Source organism: Microbacterium stercoris, from assembly GCF_017592545.1.
GTDB lineage: Bacteria > Actinomycetota > Actinomycetes > Actinomycetales > Microbacteriaceae > Microbacterium > Microbacterium stercoris.
The window spans coordinates 296,009-316,997 of record NZ_JAGFOA010000002.1 but is presented as its reverse complement, the minus strand read 5'-3'; the positions used below and the strand labels follow the sequence as shown (position 1 = coordinate 316,997).

The window sequence follows — 20,989 nt, the reverse complement described above, 5'->3', positions numbered from 1 at the left end:
GATCCTTTATGCGTGAGAGCCGGCGAACGGGTCGGCGACGCCGATGTAGGTCGTCTCGAGGTACTCGTCGATCCCCTCGAAGCCGCCCTCGCGACCGATGCCGGACTGCTTGACGCCGCCGAACGGCGCAGCCGGGTTGGAGACGATTCCGGTGTTGAGGCCGAACATCCCGGTCTCGAGGCGCTCGGCGAGACGCAGCGCGCGGTTCAGGTCGCGTGTGTAGGCGAAGCACACCAGCCCGTACTCGCTCGCGTTCGCGAGGCGCACGGCCTCGTCCTCGTCGCGGAACACGGTGATCGGCGCGACGGGTCCGAAGATCTCCTCCTGCAGGATGCGGGCATCCTGCGGCACGTCCACGAGCACCGTCGCCGGGTAGAAGTAGCCGCGTCCCTGAGGGATGCTGCCGCCGAGCGCGATGCGCGCACCGTCCTCGACCGCACCGGAGACGAGCTCGGCGACCTTGGTCCTCGTCGACTCGTCGACGAGCGGGCCCAGCGTCGACGCGGGGTCGGTGCCCCGGGCGTTGACGTAGCCCGACATGCGCTCGACGAGGCGCGAGGTGAACTCCTCGGCCACGCTCTCGTGCACGAGGAAGCGGTTCGCGGCGACACAGGCCTCGCCGCCGTTGCGCAGCTTCGCGAGCAGGGCGCCCTCGACCGCGGCGTCCACGTCGGCATCCTCGAACACGAGGAAGGGGGCGTTGCCGCCGAGCTCCATCGAGACGCGCAGCACCTGGTGCGCGGCGTCCGCGATGAGGCGACGCCCCACCTCGGTGGATCCGGTGAACGACAGCTTGCGCAGCCGCGGATCGGTGATGAGGGGACCCGTCACGGCGCCGGCTCGACTGGTGGGGATCACATTCACGACGCCGTCCGGCACGCCGGCCTCGCGGAGCACCTCGGCGAACAGCAGCGCTGTGAGCGGCGTGAGGGCGGCGGGCTTGAGCACGGAGGTGCATCCCGCGGCGAGCGCGGGCGCGATCTTTCGCGTCGCCATCGCGAGCGGGAAGTTCCAGGGGGTGATGAGCAGGCTCGGGCCGACGGGGCGCTTGGCGACGAGCAGCCGGTTGCGGCCGTCGGGCGCGGTCGCGTAGCGCCCCGAGATGCGCGGGGCCTCCTCCGAGAACCAGCGTAGGAACTCGGCGCCGTACGCGACCTCGGCGCGGGACTCGGCGAGGGGCTTGCCCATCTCGAGCGTCATCACGAGTGCGAAGTCCTCGGCGCGCGCCGTGACGAGCTCGAACGCGCGCCGGAGGATCTCGGCCCGCTCGCGCGGAGCGGTTGCGCCCCACGCGGCCTGCGCGGTGGCCGCGGCGTCGAGCGCGGCCATGCCGTCCTCGGGCGTCGCGTCCGCCACGGAGGCGATCACCTCGCCGGTCGACGGGTCGTGCACCTCGAAGGTCCTGCCGGAGCTCGCGTCGCGCCACTGCCCGCCGATGAGCAGTCCGGTCGGGACGGAGGCGATCACCTCGGCCTCGCGTGCCGCGGTCATGCGGCCACCTCCCGGCGGAGCTCGCGGCCCAGCAGCTCTTCGTAGAGCCGCACCGGGGTCATCTCGCCCGCGCTGTCGCCGTAGCGGGCGCGGGCCCGCCGGAAGATCTGCTCGACCAGCGACGACAGCTCGACCGGCATCCCGACGGAGCGGGCGAGGTCGATCGACAGTCCGAGGTCCTTGCAGGCCAGGGCGATCGCGAAGCCCTCGTCGTAGTCGCCGTCGTCGAGGATCGACAGCACGTCGCGCGAGACGAAGGTGCTGTTGGCGGGGCTGGCAACGAGCGCGTTGCGCAGGACGTCGAGGTCCACGCCGGCGGCGACGCCCACGGAGAGGACCTCCGCGGTGGCGACGAGGTGGGAGAACCACAGCTGGTTGATCATGAGCTTCACCGCGTAGCCGGCGCCGTGATGGCCGACGTGGAGGATCCGCTCGGGGTCTCCCATCGCCTCGAAGACGGGGCGCAGTCGTTCGACGTCGTCCGCGTCGCCGCCGACGAAGATCTGCAGCATTCCGTTCGCTGCTCCGACGGACATTCCGCTGACCGGGGCATCCAGGAGGTGGAGCCCCCGGCCCGCGGTCGCGGCGCGCACACGATCGAGCACCTCCGGCACCGAGGTGGACATGTCGATCCATGTGCCGCCGTCGGGGAGTCCTGCGACGAGCCCGTCGGGGCCGGACGCGACGGCCTCGACGTGCTTGGGCGTCGGCAGCATCGTGATCACGAGGTCGCTGGCCTCGGCCACCGCGCGAGGCGACTCGGCCCACTGTGCACCGCCGGCGATCAGCCCGGCCGCCGATTCGCGGCGGAGGTCGGTGACGACGAGGGGGAAGCCGGCCGTCTGCAGGTTGCGGGTCATGCCGGAGCCCATGTTGCCGAGGCCGATGAAGCCGATCGTGGGCTTCGTCTCGACGGGTGTGGCGTCCAGGACGGGTGTGGGAGAACTCATCGGTCGTGTGTGTCCTTGTGAGCGGAGGGGGACGTGGGGGTGAAGAAGGGGTTGCTCGGCGCCTGGCGCGCCTCGAGCACCTCCTCGAGGTCGGGCAGCGATGCCGCCCCATTGGCGAGCGCGGTGCGCATCGCCGTGCGATTGTTGCGATAGACGCTGTCGGCGTCGTCGGCTGCGGGGTTCACCCAGACGGCCGCGATGAGGGCGTGGGTGTCGGCCGCGTCGCGCGGGATCACGCCGTCGGCGACGGCATCCGCGACGCCCGCGGCGACGCCCGCCTGAGCCGGCCCCCAGATGAGGAGCCCGTGCTCGTCGCTCGCGGGGGCGGCCTTCGTGACGAACAGCGTCAGGGGCTTCACCGGGAGAGACGGCCGGAGCACCGCCACGAAGGGCACGTGCCCCTGGCTGGGGCTGGCGAGGGCCGTGGCCCACGCCGTGCCCGCCGGGCCTTCGCGATGACCGAGCACCGTGTTGATGTGCGCCGCGTTGACGCCATCCCCGACGAAGCTCTCGCCGAGCTGGAGGGTCGCGGTCATCAGATGAGTCCCTGCTCCTCGAGCCACTCGATCGCGACGTCTTCGGGGTCCTCGCCGTCGACGTCGACCAGGGCGTTGAGCTCCTGCATGACCTCGGTGGTCAGCAGGGGGCTGAGCTCTGCCAGCACGTCGGCGATCTCGGGGAAGTCGTCGAGAGTGCTCTGCTTGAGGGTGAAACCGCCCTGGTAGCTCGGGAAGAACTCCTTGTCGTCCTCCATCACCACCAGGTCGAGCGCGGGGATGCGGCCATCGGTCTGGAACACCTCGCCGAAGTTGCAGTCGTCGCCCTTCTGCGTCGCGGTGTAGATGACGCCGGTGTCGAGCATCGTGACGTTCGCATCCGGAGCATCGAAGCCGTAGGCAGCCTTGAGTCCGGGCCATCCGTCGTCGCGCGTCGAGAACTCGCTCTCGATGCAGAACGTCTGGTCGGCGCTCGGAAGGGATGCGACGTCGCTCAGCGTCTTCACGCCGAGCTCGTCCGCTTCGCTCTTCCGCACCGCGAAGGCGTAGGTGTTGTTAAAGGGCGCCGGGTCGAGCCACGCGATGCCGTTCTCGGCATCGGCCTCCTTGACCGCGTCGAACTGGGCTTCGGCGCCCTGCACCGGCGCGGTGTTGCCGTTGTAGGTGATCCAGGACGTGCCCGTGTACTCCCAGTACCCGAGGAACTGGTCGTTCTCGAGCGCCTGCCGCACGTTCGCGGATCCGACGAGCTTGGTGTTCGCCTCGACGTCGGCACCGTGGGCGTTGAGCAGCTCGGCCGTCATGTAGGCGAGGATGTACTGCTCCGAGAAGTCCTTCGAGCCGATCTCACCGGTGAGACCGTCCAGCTCGTCGCCCTGAGCGCCGGCGCCTCCGGCGGAGCCCGACGAGCATCCGGTGAGGGCGAGGGCGCCGACGGCGAGCGCCGTGAGCGATGCCGAAGCGATGGTGCGCGAGTTCATTGCTATTTCCTTTCGGGAAGGGAAGAGGAGTATCAGAGACCTTTGGGGCGCACGATGTCTTCGACGACACCGGCCGCCCAGTCGATGAGCACGGCGATCGCGGCGACCAGGATCGCCCCGACGACGAGCACGGGATAGCGCTGCAGCTTGAGGCCGTTGATGATCATGTCGCCGAGACCGCCGGCGTTGATGAAGGTCGCGACGGTGGCCACTCCGACCGCGAAGACGAGGGCGGTTCGGAGACCGGCGAGGATGACGGGCGAGGCCAGCGGCAGTTCGACGCGGCGCAGCACCTGCGTGGAGGTCATGCCCATGCCGCGAGCCGACTCGCGGACGCTCGGATCGACCTGAGCCAGTCCCGCGATGGTGTTCTGCAGGACGGGGAGGAACGAGTAGATCACGAGCGCCAGCAGCGCCGTGGTGAATCCGGTCTGCCAGACGATCGCCAGCAGGATCACCACGCCGATGGCGGGCGTCGCCTGACCGATGTTGGCGATGCCGATGACGATGCCGCGGAACGCCTGGGAACGCGAACGGCTCACGGCGATGCCGGCGGGGATCGCGAGCACCGCCACGAGCACCGAGGCGATGATCGACAGCACCAGGTGCTCCCCGATGCGGGCCGCGATGTAGTCGGCGTTGAGCGTTCGCTGCTCGATGGAATCCAGCTCGAGACTCGACACCCACACGTAGGTGACCAGCAGAACGACGGCGACGACGATGAGCGGCATGAGCCGGCGCAGCAGCACGGGCATCCCCCGCCGGGGAGCGGCGCCCTGCGTCTGCAGCACCGTGGTCGCCGAGGGCACGACCTGGGGCCCGGTCATGCTCATGCCTCCTCGGCACGGCGCGCAGGACCCTCGGAGCCCAGCGCCGCCGAGATGGCCGCGTGGTCGATCGAGCCGACGACGGCTCCAGCCCGCGTCACGTTGACGCGGGGACCCCCGGTCAGCACGAGCGTGTCGAGGGCTTCGCGCAGCGAGGCGTGCTCGTCGACGGTGACGACCGGCGCTGAGGGATCCGCGGATCCGATGCGCGCGTCCGTCACGGGGATCAGCGCGAGCCGCTTGAGCGCCGCGCCCTCGCCGATGAAGGAGCGGACGTAGTCGTTCGCGGGCTCCGCGAGGATGCGCGCCGGGGTGTCGAACTGCTCGATCTGGCTGCGGTCGCTCAGCACGGCGATGCGGTCGCCCATGCGGATCGCCTCTTCGAAGTCGTGCGTGACGAAGATGATCGTCTTGCCGATATCGGCCTGCAGGCGCAGGAACTCCGCCTGCAGCTTCTCGCGGGTGATCGGGTCGGTCGCACCGAACGGCTCGTCCATGAGCATGACGGGCGGGTCGGCGGCGAGGGCCCTGGCGACACCCACGCGCTGCTGCTGTCCGCCCGAGAGCTGGCGCGGGTAGCGGTGCGCGAAGGTGCCGGGGTCGAGCTGCACCGTGCGCAGGAGCTCGTCGACGCGCTCGGCGATGCGGGCCTTGGACCAGCCGAGCAGCTTGGGCACGATCGCGATGTTCTCGGCGATCGTGAAGTGCGGGAACAGGCCGATCTGCTGGATGACATAGCCGATGTGGCGGCGCAGCTCGTTGCCGTCGAGCGACAGCACGTCATCGCCGTTGATGCGGATCGATCCGGACGTCGGCTCGATGATGCGGTTGATCATCTTCATCGTCGTGGTCTTGCCGCAGCCGCTGGGGCCGACGAACATGATCAGTTCGCCGGGCTCGACCCGCATCGAGAAGTCCTCCACGGCGGGGGTCTGCTGCCCCGGGTACTGCTTCGTGATGTGGTCGAGGACGATGTCGACGCCGCCCTGCTGCGCTGCGAGCGAGGTGAGAACGCCGGTGTTCGTGGTGGTGTCAGGCACGGAGACCCCTTGAAGTGGTGAGGCGGGAGACGAGCACGAGGATGCCGTCGAGGACGAGCGCGAGGATGATCGCGGCGACGGTGCCCGTGAGCGCGTAGTTGAGCGCGTTCTTCGAGCCGAGCGAGCTCAGGCCCTTGAAGATGTACTCGCCGAGCCCGGGGCCGGCGACGTAGGCGGCGATCGCCGCGATGCCGACGGTGAGCTGGGCGGCGACGCGGATGCCGGTCATGATGACGGGCCACGCGATCGGGAGCTGCACCGTGAAGAGGATGCGCGTGGGCCCGAGCCCCATGCCGCGTGCTGATTCGAGCACCGACAGCGGCACCTCGCGGAGGCCGACCACCGTGTTCCGGACGACGGGGAGCAGCGAGTAGAAGACGAGGGCGACGACGGTCGGCAGCCAGCCGAGGCCGAGCACCGGGCTCAGCAGGGCGAGGAGCGCGAGCGACGGGATCGTGATCGCGACCGCGGCGGCGGTGAGCACCGTCGTGCGGGCGATGCGGCGGTTTCGGACCAGGATGCCCAGGCCGATGCCGATGAGCGCCGCCAGGGCGACCGAGATGAGAACCACGACGAGGTGATCGCGCGTGAGCTCGAGGATGTCGTCCGCGCGACGGGTGAGGAAGACCATGAGGTCGTTCCAGTTGAATCCGGTCAAGAGGGCTCCTGTCTCGTCGTTGAGGCCGGTACCGGGCGTAGGACTCACGGTAGCTCGCGTGTCCATTTCGTCAAAGGAGGTTGTTGATATGGCAACGAGGATCGGTAGACTGCGAGCGTGACCTCCACCTCGGCCAGCCCCCGCCGCAATTCCTCCGGACTCGGGCGCGACATCCAGATCCTCGAGCTGCTCGGCACCGATGACGCGCTGCGTTCAGGGGGCCTCGGGGTCTCACAGGTCGCCCAGCTCACGGGTCGCGACAAGGCGGTGGTCTCGCGCACGCTCGCGACGCTCGCCGAGACCGGCCTCGTCGAGCGCGACGAGGAATCGCTGCGCTACCTGCTCGGCCCCCGGCTGTACGCGCTCGCCGCTCGCACGGCGAGCTCGACGCTGGTGCACGCGTCGCGGAGCATCCTGCGCCGCCTCGTGCAGTCCACCCGGGAGACGAGCCACCTGTGCGTGCTGCGCGGCGGCAACGTGCTGACGCTGCTCAGCGAGCTGAGCCCGCACGATGTGCGCACGGCAGGCTGGGCCGGCACCACGACGGCCGCGTGGCGCACGCCGTCCGGGCGCGCGCTGCTGAGCGACTGGGACGAGGAGTCCCTCGCACGCTGGTACGACGACCACGGACAGGACCAGCCGCTCGTCGGCCGGTTCGACCAGGCGGATCCCTCGGGGTTCCCGGTGCTGGATTCCCCTCCGCCGGGGAACTCCCCCGTGACCGACCTCGCGAGCCTCCACACGGAACTCGGCCGGATCCGCGAGCAGGGCTACGCCCTCTCGGACGAGGAGCTCGAGTTCGGCGTCGTCGCGGCATCCGCGCCGGTCGTCGACTTCACAGGTCGGATCGTCGCCGCCGTCAACGTCAGCGCGCCGAAGGCGCGGATCGGCCCGCGGCTCGACGCGCTCGGCGGGCTGGTCGCGCGCGCCGCGGGGGAGGTGAGGCGACGCCTGGGGTGGGCTGCGGCCGACGCGAATCGACGCTGCACGACCTCACGGTCGTGCAGCGTCGGTGATCATCCAACGAGACGCTCGCGGACCTTCACACAGCCGGTGCGGCAGTCGCGGCCGATGCCACATTCCCGCCCGCGCGCGGACGGAGACCCTGGAAGATCAGGGTGAACGCGAACCAGATCTCGAACGCGAAGACGGGCACGGCGCAGACGCCGGCCACCGGGCCGTTCAGAGGGATGACCCCGAACAGCTGCGCCGTGTTGCTGCCGAGCACGAGGGCTCCCCCCACGAGGCCGAGGACCGCGAGTGCCCGGGGGACGAGACCCGAGTCCAGGAGCAGCCACCCCAGGACGATCGTGTTGACGCTGATCACCAGGCCCTGGCCGACGAGGAACGCGGCCGTGTGCAGGGCCTCCAGCGTCTCGCCGACAGCGGTTCCCGAGGCGCCGATCCACATCAGGGCCAGCATGGGGAGCGTGCCGGCCGCGATGACGGCCGCCTCCAGGGTGCGCAGGAGCGCGAAGGTGAGCGCCCGCGCCTGGCCCGCCGCGCGCAGCAGGGGCAGGAGAAGCAGGCCCGTGAGCAGGCAGCCGAGCGCGAGGACGACCTCGAGCGCGACTCCCAGCGGCAGGGCCGACGCGCCGTACGCGGCGACAGCGGTCACGGAGGTCACGTGCGTGACGAGATACAGGATGCCAGCGCTGCGGGCATAACGGCGGGACGGGTCGCTCATGGGTGGTCCTCTCGGTTTACGGCGTATACCGCTCAGGTCAGAGTAGGTATACGCTGTACACATGTCAACCGCCGGTCTCCCTCTCGACCGCGACCGCGTGCTGGACGCGGCCATCTCCCTCGCGGACGACGCGGGGTTGGACGGCCTGACGATGCGGCGTCTCGGGCAGGCCCTCGGCGTGACTCCGATGGCGCTCTACAAGCACGTGGCGAACCGAGAAGAGCTCATCGACGGGATGGTCGAGCGGATCGTCGCGGCTTTCGACGTCCCGAAGGAGGAAGGCGACTGGGCGCGCGAGCTGCGGGCGCGCATCCTCGCCGCTCGCGCGGCGATCACGCGCCACGCGTGGGCGCACTCGGCCATCGAGACGCGGACGATGGCGGGCGCCGCGGTGCTCGCGCACATGGACGCGCTCATGGACATCATGTTCCGAGGCGGCCTCTCCGCAGACCTGGTGCACCACGCCATGCACGCGCTCAGCACGCGCATGTGGGGTTTCACGAGGGATGTCATGCCGACACCGTCGCTGCCCGCGGATCCGTCCGAGCGGGCAGCGGCGCTCGCGGAGTACGCCGAGTCGTATCCGGCGATCATCCGCCTGGCGACGACGGCGCCGCACGCCGGCGCGGCGTGCGACGAGGACGCGGAGTTCACCTTCGCGCTCGACATCCTCCTGGACGGATTCGCCCGTCTCCACCACACCGGATGGCGGTCAGCTCCGGGCGAGTGACCCCGTCGCCCCGAGCCATGTCACGGTCCCTATCGAGAGCGCCGCAGGCTCAACCCGGGCGGGGCCACGGCGGGTCAAAAAGCGCCGCGACACTTGCCGCGAGACCGCCCTCGCCAGGCCGAGATATCCGGTCACGAAAAAATAACGGAAACCGCTTGCGGGTCGTTACCCGGCCGTTATAGAGTCCTTTTCACCGGCCAGCTGTTTTGCTGTGGCAGCCCCGGTCATGTGATTGCAGGACACTCTTGGTGCAAGGGACAGGAGCCCTGTCGGATGCCTCTCCGACAGGGCTCTCTTGCTGCCCGCTGACTGCCGCAGCGCGCCCGCGAGCACCCCGGCCGCGATGACCCAGACGAGCGGCTCGCGCCCCGCGATCAGGATGAGCAGCACGGCCCCCGCCGCCGCCAGCAGCGCCGCCGCGGGCCTGCCCGCGCGCACTGCCCGTGCGGCAGGGCGCCGGGGCGCATCCTCGAGGCGCCCGACCGCGCGCACCGTGGCGAGCACCGCGGCCGCCACCACCGCGAGCCACAGCGGGCGGCTCGCCCACCAGGCGCTCGAGAGCGGATCGGGCAGGGCGGCGCCGCCGAGGAGCAGCGCACCGGTGAGCAGGATCAGCACGAGCATGTGCCACGAATAGAGGGTCATGGCGCGCGCGTTCACGCCCGCGACCGCCCGCCCGATCCAGGGCCGCTCCGCGAATCGGCGCAGCCGCGGGCGCAGCAGCGCGAACGCGCACAGCTGCGCGAGGCCGAGGAGCGCGAGCACCGTCGACGGCGGGTTCAGCGCGTCGAAGAGGCTCCACGACGCGAGCCCCATCGCGCACAGCGCCACCGCCGCGGCAAGCGCCCCCGCCCCGACCCGCCGGATGGTCGCCGTGCGCATCCGATCCACCGTGCCGTCGGCGAGGAAGAAGCCGAGCTGCTGGCACAGCAGCCAGACGAACAGCAGATTCGCGAAGCCGATCGCCTCGACGCCGGTGGCCTGCCGCGTGATGTCGACGATCAGCGAGACCGCGGCGAGCGCCCCCAGCGTGAGGAACGGATGCCGGCGGTGCGCCGCGATCATGGCGGGCACAAGACCGGTGCACAGCAGGAAGACGCCGAGGAACCACAGCGGCTGGCCGATCCGGAATCCCGCCTCGGCGACCACCTGCTCCGGCACCCCGCTCGCGCGCAGGCCGAGCAGCAGGATCGCCGTGGCGGCGACCGCGCCGATGGCCGGCGGCAGCAGCCGGCGCAGGCGCGAGGCGATGTAGGCGGCCGCGGGCTCGCCGCGCTCGCGCATCCGGGTCCACTGCGTGAGCGCCGAGAACCCGCCGAGCACGAAGAACAGCGGCATGACCTGCACGACCCACGTGAGCGGGGCGAAGCCGTCCCACCGCTGCATCGCGTTCTCGAACACCGGATGCGCGGCGCTGCCGCCGACGCCCGCCATCATCGCGTGCAGCGCGACGACGATCAGCAGGCAGGCGGCGCGGGCGACGTCCACGGCGGCGTCTCGCGCGAGGCCGCGGGGACGGCCCGCGACCGTCGGGCTCGGATCGATCCGGGTGTCCTGCAGGGTCATGGCCGTCCTCTCTCGGCGGCCGGGCGGCGCGCCGGGACGAGCGTCGCGGTGCGGTGCGGCGCGGCGCATCCCGCGCAGGCTCCGACGGATATCCCTCTCGAGTAGGGGTGCGGATGGCTCCTGCGGACGATGACCGGCGAGGTCGCGCGTCCGTACCGTCAGGGAGACCGAGAGGACTCCCCCACCCATGGACGCCATCACCGCCTTCCTGACCGACGCGATCTCGTCGCCCCTGATGCCGCTGATCGTGTTCGCGGCGTGCGTGATCGACGGGTTCTTCCCGCCCGTGCCCAGCGAGACCTCGGTCGTCGCGGCGGGTGCGCTGGCTCTCACGGGCGGGGGCGACCCCGCGACGCTCGCCGCGGTGGTGCTCGCCGCCGCGGCCGGCGCGTTCACGGGCGACAGCCTGGCCTATCTGATCGGACGCCGGATCGGCACGGATCGCTTCGCCTGGATGCGCCGCCCCGCGGTGCGACGAGCGCTGGGGTGGGCGGCCCGGCAGCTCGAGCGGCGCCCGGCTACGCTCATCCTCACGGCGCGCTACGTGCCGATCGGACGGGTGGCGGTGAACACGATGGCGGGTGCGACGCGGATGCCGTATCGCCGCTTCGCGACCTTCAGCGCGATGGCCGCGGTGAGCTGGGCTGTGATGTGCCTGCTGATCTCGGCGCTCGCCTCGACGTGGTTCCCCCACACCCCGCTGGCGTCCGCGGCGACCGCGGTGGTCATCTCGCTGCTCCTAGGCGTCGCCGTCGATGCCGGCATGCGCCTTGTGCGGCGACTGCGCCGCCGCGGCGCTCCGGATGCCGCCCCGTGCCCGGAGGCGCCCGCGCACGAGGAGGTGCCGGCGTGAACGCCACGTGGAGCCGGGCGCTCTGGAGCCCTCCCGTGCGCGCACTGACCCGCGCCGACTGGATCGCATGGAGCATCGTCGCCGTCGGCGTGGCTGCCGTAGGCATCCCCGTCCAGAGCGCGGTGCACGGCCTCTGGCCGCCGTTCGCGCTCGTGCTCGGCATCGCGCAGGCGGGCAGCCTGCTGCTCGCCGCGCTCTCACCATGGCTCGGCGCCCTCGTGCACGTGCTCGCGCTGCTCGGCATCGCGCTCGGCTCGGCGCCGCAGCTGGCCCCGTGGCCCCTGAGCGTGGTGAGCATGATCGCGCTCAGCGCGCTGCTCGTGCTGCTCGGTCTGCATGCCCAGTGGCGGCTGCAGATGGTCACGTGGGTCGCGGCGATGTTCGGATCGGCCGTGCTCGCGGGCGTCGTAACCCTGCAGCGCGACGACACCGACGCCGGCAACGGCCTCATCGTCGCCGCGAGCATCACCGCGCTGGCGGCCCTGACCGGCGCGATCATCGGCCTGCTGCTGCGCCAGGTGCGCACGGCGCAGCACGAGACCGAGCTCGAGCGCGCCCGCGTCGCCTGGGCCGCCGAGCGCGGCCGCATCGCGCGCGAGATGCACGACGTAGTGGCCCACGGCATGTCGGTTGTGCACATGCGCGCCACCTCCGCTCGCTACCGCATCGAGGGCCTCGACGAGCGGGCCGCCGCCGAGTTCGACGGCATCGCCGCCCAGGCGCGCGATGCGCTGCGCGAGATGCGCGGCCTGCTCGGCGTGCTGCGCGACGAGGACGGCGTGCTCACCGCTCCCCAGCCGGGGCTCGAGGCCCTGCCGGCGCTGATCGACGCGACCCGCGCGGCGGGCACAACGATCCACGCCGACGTCGAGCCGATCGATCCGGCGCCCCCGTCCGCCGTTCAGCTCGCGCTCTACCGGGTGGCGCAGGAGTCGCTGAGCAACGCCGTCCGCCACGCGCGCGGCGCCGACATCACCCTCTCGCTCACGGAGGTCGGCGAGGACATCGTGCTGCGTGTGGCGAACGGGCCCGGAGTCGCCGCCCTGCCGCCGTCCGAGTCCGGGGGTCACGGCCTGCGCGGCATGATGGAGCGCATGAGCTCGGTATCCGGATCCCTCGCGCACGGCCCGGATGCGGCCGGCGGCTACGCGGTGGAGGCGCGCGTGCCGCGTGCCGCCGCGCAGGGTGAGGAGCGCGCGTGACGATCCGGGTGCTCGTCGTCGACGACCAGCAGATGTTCCGCGTCGGGCTGGCGGCCATCCTGAACGCGCAGCCCGACATCGAGGTCGCCGGCGAGGCCGAGGACGGCGCCGGCGCGCTGGCGCGCACGCGCAGCCTGCGACCGGATGTGGTGCTTATGGATGTGCGGATGCCCGGCATAAACGGCATCGAGGCGACCGCGGCGATCCTCGGCGATGAGCTGTCGGCTCATCGGCCGCGCATCCTGATGCTCACGACCTTCGACATCGACGACTACGTCTTCGCCGCGCTCCGCGCCGGCGCGAGCGGGTTCCTGCTGAAGGACGCCACTCCCGACGAGCTGATCGCGGCCGTGCGCACGGTGCACGCGGGCGATGCGCTGCTGGCCCCCAGCGTGACGCGCACGCTCATCCAGGAGTTCGTCGGGGCGCCGGCGCGCCGGGCGACGCCCTCCCACCTGCTCGCGGCGCTGACCGATCGCGAGCGCGAGGTCTTCGCGCTGATCGCCGCGGGCCTCTCCAACGCCGAGATCGCCGGGCGCCTGTTCGTCTCCGAGCAGACGACCAAGAGCCATGTGAGCCGGATCCTGTCCAAGCTGGGGCTGCGCGACCGCGTGCACGCCGTCGTCTTCGCCTACGACTCGGGCCTCGTGCGCCCCGGCGACTCCTCCCCCGCGCCCTAGACGCCGACGCCGGACCCCGCGCCCTAGACGCCGCCGCCCGAGGTGCCGCCGCCTCCGCCTCCGGAGAAGCCGCCGCCCGACGATCCACCCGACGAGCTCGACACGCTCGACGAGTACGCCGTCGACGAGAGCGAGCCGATCCCCGCCGAGAACGCCGCGGCGTTCATCGGCCCCGCCCCGGAGTACCAGCCGGGGGCACCACCCGGGTAGAGCACCGCGAGACGCTCGGCCCACTGCCGCTCCTGCCCGAACACCACGGCGAAGGGAAGCAGGCGCTCGTAGAGCACAAGCATCTGGTGCGGGTCGCCCGTGTCGATCTGACGTCGCTCGGCGCCCCGCGGCGACTGCAGCATCCGGATCCGGTCGGCCTCGGCCCACTCGATGAACAGCTTGAGGCCGAGCAGGTGGTCCCGGATCTCCGCCCCCTCGCGGGTGAACGGGGCTCGCGCGAGCAAGATCAGCACCGCGAACAGCGCGAGGAAGCCGAACACCAGCAGCACGATCGGCACGACCGGGTTCACGAAGGTCGCGATGGCCGCGATGCCGAAGCCCAGGGTGAGCAGGAACGCCACCACCACGAGGATCACCGCGCCGGCCCCGATCCGGAATCCGCTTCTGCCGCGCAGCTTCGCATCGCGCTCGGTCGCCCACGCCTGCAGGTTCTGTGCAGCCTTGCCGAATCGTGTGCTGGTCGTGCCGAACTCGAACGTCGATCCCGGGGCGAGCTTCTTGCCGAACAGGCCCTTCAGGATGATCCGGCCGTTGTCGTCGGCCCGGGAGGCGTCGACGAGCTCCGCCGTGAACTTCGAGCGCCCGAACGCACCCGTCGACTCGATGATGCGCAGCGATCCGATCACCGCCTGCTCGAGGATCTCGGCGGGCACGATCTTGCTCGCCTTGCCCAGGATCACCGCGGCCGTCGCGGCGTCGATGCCCTTCGGCGGCTCGTACTCGGCGATGATGGTTGGCCGGCCGGGCTCGTGCTGCAGCTTGCGGCGCCGGATGGCGAGCGCCCATCCGAGCGCGCCGAGGGTGAGCGCGCCGCCAGCCATCTGCAGAATCGCCCACGGCGACGAGAAGGGCGACGCGTCGAAGGGCGTGAAGGTGCCGGGCTCGAAGCCGATCGCGACCGTGGCGCCATGGCCGGGCTCCACGCCGTCGAGGGCCTGGAGGTTCACCACCTGTCCCCCGTCGTCCTGGCCCCTGCTCATGATCACGCAGCCGTCGTCCGTGCCGAGCGCCCCGACGTAGCAGCGCATCTCGCGGGTCATCGCCGACGCGAGCTCGGGTCCGATCCGGATCTCCGAGGTGAACGTGCCGATCGGCTGCGCCCAGTCGTGGCCGAGCACGTCCCAGTAGAACTCGTCCACGCCGTTCTCCATCGCGCGGCCCACGTTCTCGACCGTGTAGGTGAATGCGTAGGTCTGCTTGCCGTGCACGAACTGCCCCTCGGGCACGGCCGAGGTCACCACGAGCCGGTCGTCGTCGGTCTCGGTCTCGAACGCGCGGTCGGTTCCCTCCCCGTCCGTCACCGAGACGAGCTGCGGCCGCAGCGGGATCCAGTCGTAGTTGGTCGGGATCTGCAGCCGCATGCCGCGGTTCTGGTCGTGGTCGGGGAAGACCGCCGTGAAGGTCTCCGTGATCGTGGCGATGCCCACGCCGTCGGCGTCGCGCGACAGCTCGATCAGGCTCTCCACCCGATCGAAGTGGAAGTCCTGCAGATCGTCCTCTTCGTCGGCGTGAGCCGCCGATCCGGCCCCCGCCACCAGTCCGAGGGCCAGCACGACGGTTGCGGCCGCCCGTGCCAGGAGACGGATCGGTCCGGAGAGTGTCCTTCGCATGGCTGTCACGCTATCGGGCGCGTCTACGCTGGAAGCATGGTGGATCGCAGGCTCGCCGTGGAGGCGTGGGAGAGTCTGTTCCGTGCGCAGTACGAGGTCTTCGCCGAGCTCGGCTCCGACTTCGACAGCGCCGAGCTCTCGCAGCCCGAATACGATGTGCTGCTCACCGTGGTGCGTGCCGAGGGCATGTCGGCGCGGCTGCGCGACGTCACGACCAACATGCTCATCAGCCAGCCGAGCGTCTCGCGCCTGGTCGACCGGATGGTCTCGCGCGGCCTCGTGACGAAGTGCCTCGATGCGGCCGACAAGCGCGGCGCGATCATCACCGCCACCGAGGCGGGGGCGAGCGCTTTTCGCGCGATCGCCCTGCGACACGGCCGCGCGATCGCCGAGCGCATGAGCGTGCTGAGCGACGAGGAGCTCGCCCAGCTGCGCGCTCTCACGCAGAAGCTGCGCCGCGCGCAGCACCTCTACGAGTCCTGACCCGAGGCAGACATCGTTCGCTCTGAGCGAACGTCAGACCAGGGCGGCACGCAGACGCTGGATGCGGACGCTCCACGGCGCCAGGCTGCTGCGATGCAGGATGGCGGCCTGCGCCTCGTCGAGCAGCGCGATGGCGCGGACGATGCGCGGGTCGCGGGTGCGCGACGGCCACGCCCCCCGCGGGCGCATCAGCAGCGGGTGGCCGAGGGCCTCCGACTCGGCGATGAGGAAGCGCAGGATCGCCGGCACACCGGACTCGGCGCGTTCGTCGCGCCCGGCTGACAGGGCGAGTGCGCGCTCCGCATGCAGCCGCGCCTCGACGGGCCGATCCCCCAGACGCGCCGCCCGCGCGATGCACAACAGGGCGCTGACCGCGATGGGGTGATGCTCGCCGAGCACGCGCGACGACGTGGCGAAGAGCGAGGAGGCCAGCTCGAACGCCTCGCGCACGCCGTCGGCGTGTCCGAGACCGAGCGGACCCTCGTCTCGGCGGGCCTCGAGCGGCTCGAGCACGTTGCGCACGGCGGCGACGCGCGCCCCGAGCGTGAGCGGATGCTCGGCGCCGTGCTGGCGCGTGCGCCAGTGGATCGCCGCGTCGACCAGGCGGTGCGCTTCGACGAGATCCTCCGAGGTGCCGCGCAGCCGCAGCAGGCACGCGAGGCGCAGAGCGCGCGTGATCGTGAGATGGTCGGGCGCCTGCAGGGAGCCGTGCACGTCGGCCCGCTCGCGCAGCTCCTCGATCACCCCATCGCGCTGCGCGGGGTCGCCGCCGCGCAGCATCGCCTCCTCGGTCCGACGGCGCTCGAGAGCCGGATCGTCTTCGGCGACGACGGGCTCGATGCTCGACATCTTCCAGCGCAGCTCCGACAGGCGCGCGGCCTCGGGGCGCGAGCGGCCGCGGCGCTCCTCGAGGTACTCGGTCAGATCGACGATCAGCACACGCCGGGCCGCGCTCGACTCCACGCTCTCATCGGCGACGGCGTCGTCGAGCAGGTCCTCGAGACGCTGCAGGATGCCTCGGGCACGCTCCGAGTGCGGCAGCACGGTGACGGCCGCGGCGAAGTACGCGCGTGCCTCGGCCGCGTCCCACTCCTCGCGCAGGTCGCGATTGGAGCAGCGCGGCGCCGGATCCTCCGGCAGCGACAGCTCCGGAACGAGCTCGATGTCAGTCATCCTGCACCCCCACCCTCGTGGCCAGCGAGAGCCGCACGTCCGCCAGCAGCCGATCCACGCGGTCGGCATCCACGCGCGGGTCACCCGAGCGCGCCAGCAGCATCTCGCGGATCTCGCTGATGGCCTCGGCCGCGGCGAGGCGGCTGTGCACCTGCGAGACACGGCGGCGAGCCGGAGGTCCGCCCGCGATCCGGCCGAGCTCGGACAGAAGGTGTCCGTACGCGCCCTCCACGGGCAGGGTCGGGTCCTCGATGAGGAAGGCGATCGCGTGCGAGAGCGCGCGGCCGAGCCGCTCGACCCGCAGCGCTGCGTCCGGGGCCGACACCACCGCACCCGACTCCTGATCGAGCAGACGCAGCAGGTCGTCGAGGTCGAGCGCGACGATCGCGGGCAGCGCGATCGCACCGGCCCGCAGATCCGCGCCCGAGCCACGGCCCGGGAGGGCCTCGTCGCGCTGGCGGCGCTCCAGCTCGGTCGCGCGCGTGAGCCCGCGCCAGCGCGCGGCCCATTCGAGCACCACGCGCACGTAGGCATGCAGGGCGTGCTCGGCGCTGACGGGGACTCCCCCGAGGAAGTGGACGAGGCCGTCGCGATAGCTGAGGAACGTCGCCATCCGAGCCTGCAGGTAGAGGTCGCTCATCGCCTGATGCGAGCGGGATCGCGGCGTCGGATCCTGCCCCAGGGCCGCGCGGAGCTTCTGGCCCGAGGCCTTCAGCGCCCCGTCGTACACGGCGCCGGCGGAGGTGTCCAGGTATGCGGCGAGCGCCTTGACGGTCGGCGCGCTGCGGCGCCGCACATCCGGCCGGTCGTCCGACAGCACCTCGAGGGCGACGAACCAGTCGACCCCCGCGGGGCGCCCGGCCTGGCGCTCGCGCGCCGTGCGCTCCCAGGCGCGCAGCGCGCCGATCTCCCGGAGTCTCACTCCGTTCGTGGCGGCGATGTCGATGAGGATCACGCGCGGCCCCTTCCCCCGACACCTGCGCGGACCCCAATTCGGTGCCCGGTCACGGGATCACCCGATTGCGATGATTCAGTGTGCCCTGCGCCGGGCGGGCAGAAGTGCCCAAATCGGGCGGAAGCGGCCTCTTGAGCCCGAAGTTCACCCTCAGGGTGAATCACCCCCGCCGCTCTTGACAGAAACGAGAAGGCCCTCGCTCTCGCGGGGGCCTTCTCAGTACTGTCTCAACACGGTGTGCGCCGGGTCCATGGCGCAGGTACGTCGACCTATCGCGTACGGAACCGGGTGCGGCCCGCGACGATGGTCTCGACGATGTGGGCGCCGAGCAGTGACCGCGGACCCTCGGCGAACGGGTCCGTATCGAGCACGATGAGATCGGCCGCGAACCCGGGGGCGATCCGCCCTCGCCAGCCCCCGTCTCCCACCGATGCCGCGGCGTCCCGGGTGGCATGGCCGAAGGCGCTCTCCAACGGCAAGGCGTACTGCGGATGCGTCGCCGGCACGGACGGATCGAGAGCCGACGCCCGCGTCGACGCGACGTACATGTTCGCCAGAGACTCGTGGGGTGCCGTCGGTGCGTCCGTCGAGAAGGCCAGGAGGGCACCGGCCGCCTCGTACTCCGGCCACGGGAACGCCCGCTCGACGCGGTGGTCACCGAGCATCTGCGCCCAGTTGTCGAAGATCGCGGGGTCGCTGTGCACGGGCTGCATCGACGCCGTGACGCCGAGGCGCGCCATCCGCTCTGCCGTTCCGGGCGCGGCGTATTCGAGGTGCTCGATGCGGTGACGTCGCGGCCGGTCCCCATTCACGGACGCCGCGTGCTCGAGCGCATCGAGCGCGATGTCGCTGGCCCGGTCGCCGATCGCGTGCTGCGCGATCTGCAGTCCTGCGGCATCCGCGGCGACGACCACCGGATGCAGCTGTTCGACGGGCCAGATCGGTTCTGCGTTCGAGCCGTCGGCGTACGGATGCCGCATCGCCGCCGTGCACGCGTCGATGACCCCGTCGAGGATGAGCTTGATGCCGACGACGCGCAGCCACGGCGAGGCCGACGCCTTCGCGAGGTCGGCGGCCCGCGCCACCTGCGCGAGGTTGGAGTCGTCGTCGCCGGTGTTGTTGACGAGCCAGTGCGCCGCGACGCGGATGGGGAGCTCACCGCCGCGCCGCACGCGTGCCCGCTCGAAGGCCGCGAGGCCGAACTCGTCGAACGCCATGTCGACCACTCCGGTGACGCCCGTGGCGAGGTAGGCGTCGATCACGCGGTCGACGTCGGCGTCGCGATCGGCGTCGGTCGTGGTCTCGTCGCGATGCGCCCACGCGTACTGCGTCGCCGCGGTCTCGAGGAGAAGGCCGGTCGGCTCACCGTCCGCGTCGCGCACGATTCGACCGCCGAGGGGGTCGGGCGTGGCGCGGGTGATGCCGAGTTCCGCGAGCGCAGCCGTGTTGACCCAGCACGAGTGATAGTCGTTCGCGTCGAGGTAGACCGGGATGTCGTTGATGACGGCGTCGATCATCGCGGCGGTCGGCGCACCGTCGGGCACGGAGTCGAACAGCCAGCCGCGCCCGCGGAGGACCGCCGCGCCGGGGTTCTCCGTCCGCGCCTGGCGAAGCGCCTCCTGGATCTCGTCGAGCGATCGGGCGGCGGTCAGAGGCACCTGGCCCAGCGCGGCGCCTGTCATGAGCAGGTGGGTGTGCGCGTCGGTGAAGCCGGGGAGCACCAGGCGTCCCTCCAGGTCGACCGTCTCGTCGGCATCGGGCGCCCCGTCGGCGGTGCCGACGTAAGCGATCTCCTCTCCGTCGATGACGATCACCTCCGCCCAGGTGCGGGTCGGGTCGAGGTCGGCGGTGAAGATGCGTCCGTTGAGGTAGCGGGTGGTCACGGTCGACCGTCCTTTCCGAGAGGGGTGCGCAGCAGCACGGCGTAGAGCAGGGCGGACACGGCCATCCCGACCGGCACGGAGAGGTCGACGTGGCCCGTCAGCTGCGCGACCGGCCCCTCCCACACGCTCGTCGAGAGGCACACCGCGGTGACGATGCCGCCGACGAGGAGGGCGGTGATGCCCGGGATGCTCCATCCCGCGGAGTACCAGAACCTGCCGCCCCTGGCGTCGTCGAAGAGGTCGATCCCGTCGTACCGGTACCGGCGCAGGAGGACGTCGACGACGAAGATGGCCATCGCGGGTCCGGAGACCACGACGAGGAACTGCAGCATCAGATTCGCCGCCTCCAGGAGGCTCGAGGACAGCACCAGGTAGATCGTGAGGGCCGTGCCGACGACACCGACGATGATCGCGGCGGGGATGCGGCGGAGCCGGAAGCCGATCGCCTGCAGCGCCATGCTCGACGTGTAAGCCGTCATGGCATTCAGGGCGATGGTGTTGACGATGACGCCCACAACGAGCACCGGGCCGAGCCAGCCCGGCAGGAGGTCGAGCAAGGCGACGTCGATGCCCGCCTCGAACGCGGCGGCGCTCAGGCCCGTGGCGAGCAGCACACCCACGATCGTGAACACGATGAACGGCACGGCCCCGCCGAGCGCAGTCGCCGCGGCGATGTGCGAGGGCTTCGTGCTGCGCGGCAGGTAGCGCGCGATGTCGGGGCTGTTGATGAACGACAGCGGGGTGGAGGCGAGGATCGTGAAGCCGATCGAGATCGACGACCACAGGGCGGCACCGGTCAGGGGCGCCGGTGCGGAGTACTGCCAGTCGACGGTCGGGGCGATGAATCCGGCGACGGCAAGGAAGATGAGGAAGAGCGCCGCCGCCATGTACGGGTAGGCGCGCAGGATCAGTCCGTGGCCGAAGATCGCGACGAGGATCGTCACGGCTGCGACGACGACGGTGACGCCGATGGGCACCCAGACCGGATCCTGCAGGCCGACGCGGCGCAGCAGGTCGGCACCCATGAAGGACGAGGCGAGCCACGTCAGTGAGAGGAACACGGCGCCGATGAACCAGCCGACGACGGCGACGAAGAGCCGGTTGCCGAAGATCCCGTACATGGCGCGGGTCACGACGGAGCCGGCGGTGCCCGAAGCGGGTCCACTGCCGGCGATCACGCCTGGCAGGATCCACAGCAGCGAGGCGGCGCCGATCACGGCGACCGCCTGCCAGACCTCGAGGCCGAGCAGGATCAGGGACGCGCCGATCGTCAGGTTCAGAATGCTGACGCTCGGCGCGGCCCAGATCAGGAACAGGTCTCGTGCGCGGCCGTGGCGCTGCGTGTCGTCGATGAGTTCGATGCCCCGAGTCTCGGGACGAGTGGCGGAGTCGGACAGACCGGCATCCGGGGCGAGCGCGGGGGCTGCCGTCGTGCCACGGGCGCTGCCGCCGCCGACTGGCACACCGTCGGCGGTGGATCGGATATCGGTCAT

Annotated in this window: 20 protein-coding genes; 6 read left to right on the top strand and 14 right to left on the bottom strand. The window is 71.3% G+C overall.

From position 1 onward, the window contains the following. Positions 1-6: 6 nt before the first annotated feature. Genes J5V96_RS05645 through J5V96_RS05615 form a run of 7 tightly spaced genes read right to left on the bottom strand, consistent with a single transcriptional unit; the run spans position 7 to position 6,443 of the window. Positions 7-1,491 carry an NAD-dependent succinate-semialdehyde dehydrogenase gene (locus J5V96_RS05645; protein WP_208501558.1) on the bottom strand — a complete coding sequence of 495 codons (1,485 nt, stop codon included), beginning with the start codon at positions 1,489-1,491 and terminating at the stop codon, positions 7-9. Beyond that, a complete protein-coding gene (locus J5V96_RS05640) occupies positions 1,488-2,441 on the bottom strand; it encodes an NAD(P)-dependent oxidoreductase (RefSeq protein WP_208501556.1) in 954 nt (317 codons plus the stop codon). Before J5V96_RS05640 ends, J5V96_RS05645 begins: the two co-directional genes overlap by 4 nt. Then, a complete protein-coding gene (fae, locus tag J5V96_RS05635; RefSeq protein ID WP_208501554.1) occupies positions 2,438-2,977 on the bottom strand; it encodes a formaldehyde-activating enzyme in 540 nt (179 codons plus the stop codon). Before fae ends, J5V96_RS05640 begins: the two co-directional genes overlap by 4 nt. Further along, positions 2,977-3,918 (bottom strand): glycine betaine ABC transporter substrate-binding protein, encoded by a 942-nt coding sequence (locus J5V96_RS05630; RefSeq protein ID WP_208501552.1) that lies wholly within the window; start codon positions 3,916-3,918, stop codon positions 2,977-2,979. Before J5V96_RS05630 ends, fae begins: the two co-directional genes overlap by 1 nt. 32 nt (positions 3,919-3,950) lie before the next feature. Next, positions 3,951-4,751, bottom strand: coding sequence for an ABC transporter permease (locus J5V96_RS05625; protein ID WP_208501550.1), 801 nt, complete (start codon positions 4,749-4,751; stop codon positions 3,951-3,953). Next, complete coding sequence (locus tag J5V96_RS05620) at positions 4,748-5,785, bottom strand: ABC transporter ATP-binding protein (protein ID WP_208501548.1); 1,038 nt, start codon at positions 5,783-5,785, stop codon at positions 4,748-4,750. Before J5V96_RS05620 ends, J5V96_RS05625 begins: the two co-directional genes overlap by 4 nt. Then, positions 5,778-6,443: an ABC transporter permease gene (locus tag J5V96_RS05615; RefSeq protein ID WP_208501538.1), complete on the bottom strand. Its 666-nt coding sequence runs from the start codon at positions 6,441-6,443 to the stop codon at positions 5,778-5,780. The genes J5V96_RS05620 and J5V96_RS05615 overlap by 8 nt, the downstream gene beginning before the upstream one ends. 117 nt (positions 6,444-6,560) lie before the next feature. Between J5V96_RS05615 and J5V96_RS17360 the strand changes: the two genes are divergently transcribed. Continuing rightward, a complete protein-coding gene (locus J5V96_RS17360; protein WP_307793535.1) occupies positions 6,561-7,565 on the top strand; it encodes an IclR family transcriptional regulator in 1,005 nt (334 codons plus the stop codon). On the opposite strand, the gene J5V96_RS05605 is transcribed toward J5V96_RS17360, so the two are convergent. Continuing rightward, complete coding sequence (locus tag J5V96_RS05605; RefSeq protein ID WP_208501536.1) at positions 7,486-8,130, bottom strand: DUF4386 domain-containing protein; 645 nt, start codon at positions 8,128-8,130, stop codon at positions 7,486-7,488. The genes J5V96_RS17360 and J5V96_RS05605 overlap by 80 nt on opposite strands. A gap of 61 nt (positions 8,131-8,191) precedes the next feature. Between J5V96_RS05605 and J5V96_RS05600 the strand changes: the two genes are divergently transcribed. Beyond that, positions 8,192-8,860: a TetR/AcrR family transcriptional regulator C-terminal domain-containing protein gene (locus J5V96_RS05600; RefSeq protein ID WP_208501534.1), complete on the top strand. Its 669-nt coding sequence runs from the start codon at positions 8,192-8,194 to the stop codon at positions 8,858-8,860. A gap of 165 nt (positions 8,861-9,025) precedes the next feature. Here J5V96_RS05600 and J5V96_RS05595 read toward each other — a convergent pair whose 3' ends face one another. Next, a complete protein-coding gene (locus J5V96_RS05595; protein WP_208501526.1) occupies positions 9,026-10,426 on the bottom strand; it encodes an acyltransferase family protein in 1,401 nt (466 codons plus the stop codon). A gap of 187 nt (positions 10,427-10,613) precedes the next feature. Between J5V96_RS05595 and J5V96_RS05590 the strand changes: the two genes are divergently transcribed. From J5V96_RS05590 to J5V96_RS05580, 3 genes are read left to right on the top strand one after another with little or no spacing between them, the layout of a single operon-like run. Further along, positions 10,614-11,279 carry a DedA family protein gene (locus J5V96_RS05590; protein ID WP_208501523.1) on the top strand — a complete coding sequence of 222 codons (666 nt, stop codon included), beginning with the start codon at positions 10,614-10,616 and terminating at the stop codon, positions 11,277-11,279. After that, on the top strand, positions 11,276-12,481 hold the full coding sequence (locus J5V96_RS16965; RefSeq protein ID WP_208501521.1) for a sensor histidine kinase: 1,206 nt from the start codon (positions 11,276-11,278) through the stop codon (positions 12,479-12,481). Before J5V96_RS05590 ends, J5V96_RS16965 begins: the two co-directional genes overlap by 4 nt. Further along, complete coding sequence (locus J5V96_RS05580) at positions 12,478-13,161, top strand: response regulator (protein ID WP_208501519.1); 684 nt, start codon at positions 12,478-12,480, stop codon at positions 13,159-13,161. Before J5V96_RS16965 ends, J5V96_RS05580 begins: the two co-directional genes overlap by 4 nt. 23 nt (positions 13,162-13,184) lie before the next feature. Here the strand turns inward: J5V96_RS05580 and J5V96_RS05575 are convergent, their stop codons facing one another. Further along, positions 13,185-15,002, bottom strand: coding sequence for a DUF2207 domain-containing protein (locus J5V96_RS05575; RefSeq protein ID WP_208501511.1), 1,818 nt, complete (start codon positions 15,000-15,002; stop codon positions 13,185-13,187). A 36-nt stretch (positions 15,003-15,038) separates the two neighbouring features. Between J5V96_RS05575 and J5V96_RS05570 the strand changes: the two genes are divergently transcribed. Further along, a complete protein-coding gene (locus J5V96_RS05570; RefSeq protein ID WP_208501510.1) occupies positions 15,039-15,485 on the top strand; it encodes a MarR family winged helix-turn-helix transcriptional regulator in 447 nt (148 codons plus the stop codon). Between the two features lie 33 nt (positions 15,486-15,518). On the opposite strand, the gene J5V96_RS05565 is transcribed toward J5V96_RS05570, so the two are convergent. The 4 genes from J5V96_RS05565 to J5V96_RS05550 all read right to left on the bottom strand — a co-directional run bounded on the left by J5V96_RS05565 (position 15,519) and on the right by J5V96_RS05550 (position 20,989). Then, positions 15,519-16,658 carry a hypothetical protein gene (locus J5V96_RS05565; RefSeq protein ID WP_208501500.1) on the bottom strand — a complete coding sequence of 380 codons (1,140 nt, stop codon included), beginning with the start codon at positions 16,656-16,658 and terminating at the stop codon, positions 15,519-15,521. Continuing rightward, positions 16,651-17,613, bottom strand: coding sequence for a hypothetical protein (locus J5V96_RS05560; RefSeq protein WP_208501499.1), 963 nt, complete (start codon positions 17,611-17,613; stop codon positions 16,651-16,653). Before J5V96_RS05560 ends, J5V96_RS05565 begins: the two co-directional genes overlap by 8 nt. A gap of 269 nt (positions 17,614-17,882) precedes the next feature. Beyond that, complete coding sequence (locus tag J5V96_RS05555) at positions 17,883-19,496, bottom strand: amidohydrolase (RefSeq protein ID WP_208501492.1); 1,614 nt, start codon at positions 19,494-19,496, stop codon at positions 17,883-17,885. Beyond that, complete coding sequence (locus J5V96_RS05550) at positions 19,493-20,989, bottom strand: purine-cytosine permease family protein (RefSeq protein ID WP_208501491.1); 1,497 nt, start codon at positions 20,987-20,989, stop codon at positions 19,493-19,495. Before J5V96_RS05550 ends, J5V96_RS05555 begins: the two co-directional genes overlap by 4 nt.

Bases quoted from the DNA above. Each gene is read 5' to 3' on its own strand.
- J5V96_RS05630 (WP_208501552.1), bottom strand. From the start codon at position 3,918: ATGAACTCGCGCACCATCGCTTCGGCATCGCTCACGGCGCTCGCCGTC.
- J5V96_RS05565 (WP_208501500.1), bottom strand. From the start codon at position 16,658: ATGACTGACATCGAGCTCGTTCCGGAGCTGTCGCTGCCGGAGGATCCG.
- J5V96_RS05550 (WP_208501491.1), bottom strand. From the start codon at position 20,989: ATGACCGATATCCGATCCACCGCCGACGGTGTGCCAGTCGGCGGCGGC.
- J5V96_RS05625 (WP_208501550.1), bottom strand. From the start codon at position 4,751: ATGAGCATGACCGGGCCCCAGGTCGTGCCCTCGGCGACCACGGTGCTG.
- J5V96_RS05600 (WP_208501534.1), top strand. From the start codon at position 8,192: ATGTCAACCGCCGGTCTCCCTCTCGACCGCGACCGCGTGCTGGACGCG.
- fae (WP_208501554.1), bottom strand. From the start codon at position 2,977: ATGACCGCGACCCTCCAGCTCGGCGAGAGCTTCGTCGGGGATGGCGTC.
- J5V96_RS05595 (WP_208501526.1), bottom strand. From the start codon at position 10,426: ATGACCCTGCAGGACACCCGGATCGATCCGAGCCCGACGGTCGCGGGC.
- J5V96_RS05575 (WP_208501511.1), bottom strand. From the start codon at position 15,002: ATGCGAAGGACACTCTCCGGACCGATCCGTCTCCTGGCACGGGCGGCC.
- J5V96_RS05570 (WP_208501510.1), top strand. From the start codon at position 15,039: ATGGTGGATCGCAGGCTCGCCGTGGAGGCGTGGGAGAGTCTGTTCCGT.
- J5V96_RS05590 (WP_208501523.1), top strand. From the start codon at position 10,614: ATGGACGCCATCACCGCCTTCCTGACCGACGCGATCTCGTCGCCCCTG.
- J5V96_RS05645 (WP_208501558.1), bottom strand. From the start codon at position 1,491: ATGACCGCGGCACGCGAGGCCGAGGTGATCGCCTCCGTCCCGACCGGA.
- J5V96_RS05640 (WP_208501556.1), bottom strand. From the start codon at position 2,441: ATGAGTTCTCCCACACCCGTCCTGGACGCCACACCCGTCGAGACGAAG.
- J5V96_RS05605 (WP_208501536.1), bottom strand. From the start codon at position 8,130: ATGAGCGACCCGTCCCGCCGTTATGCCCGCAGCGCTGGCATCCTGTAT.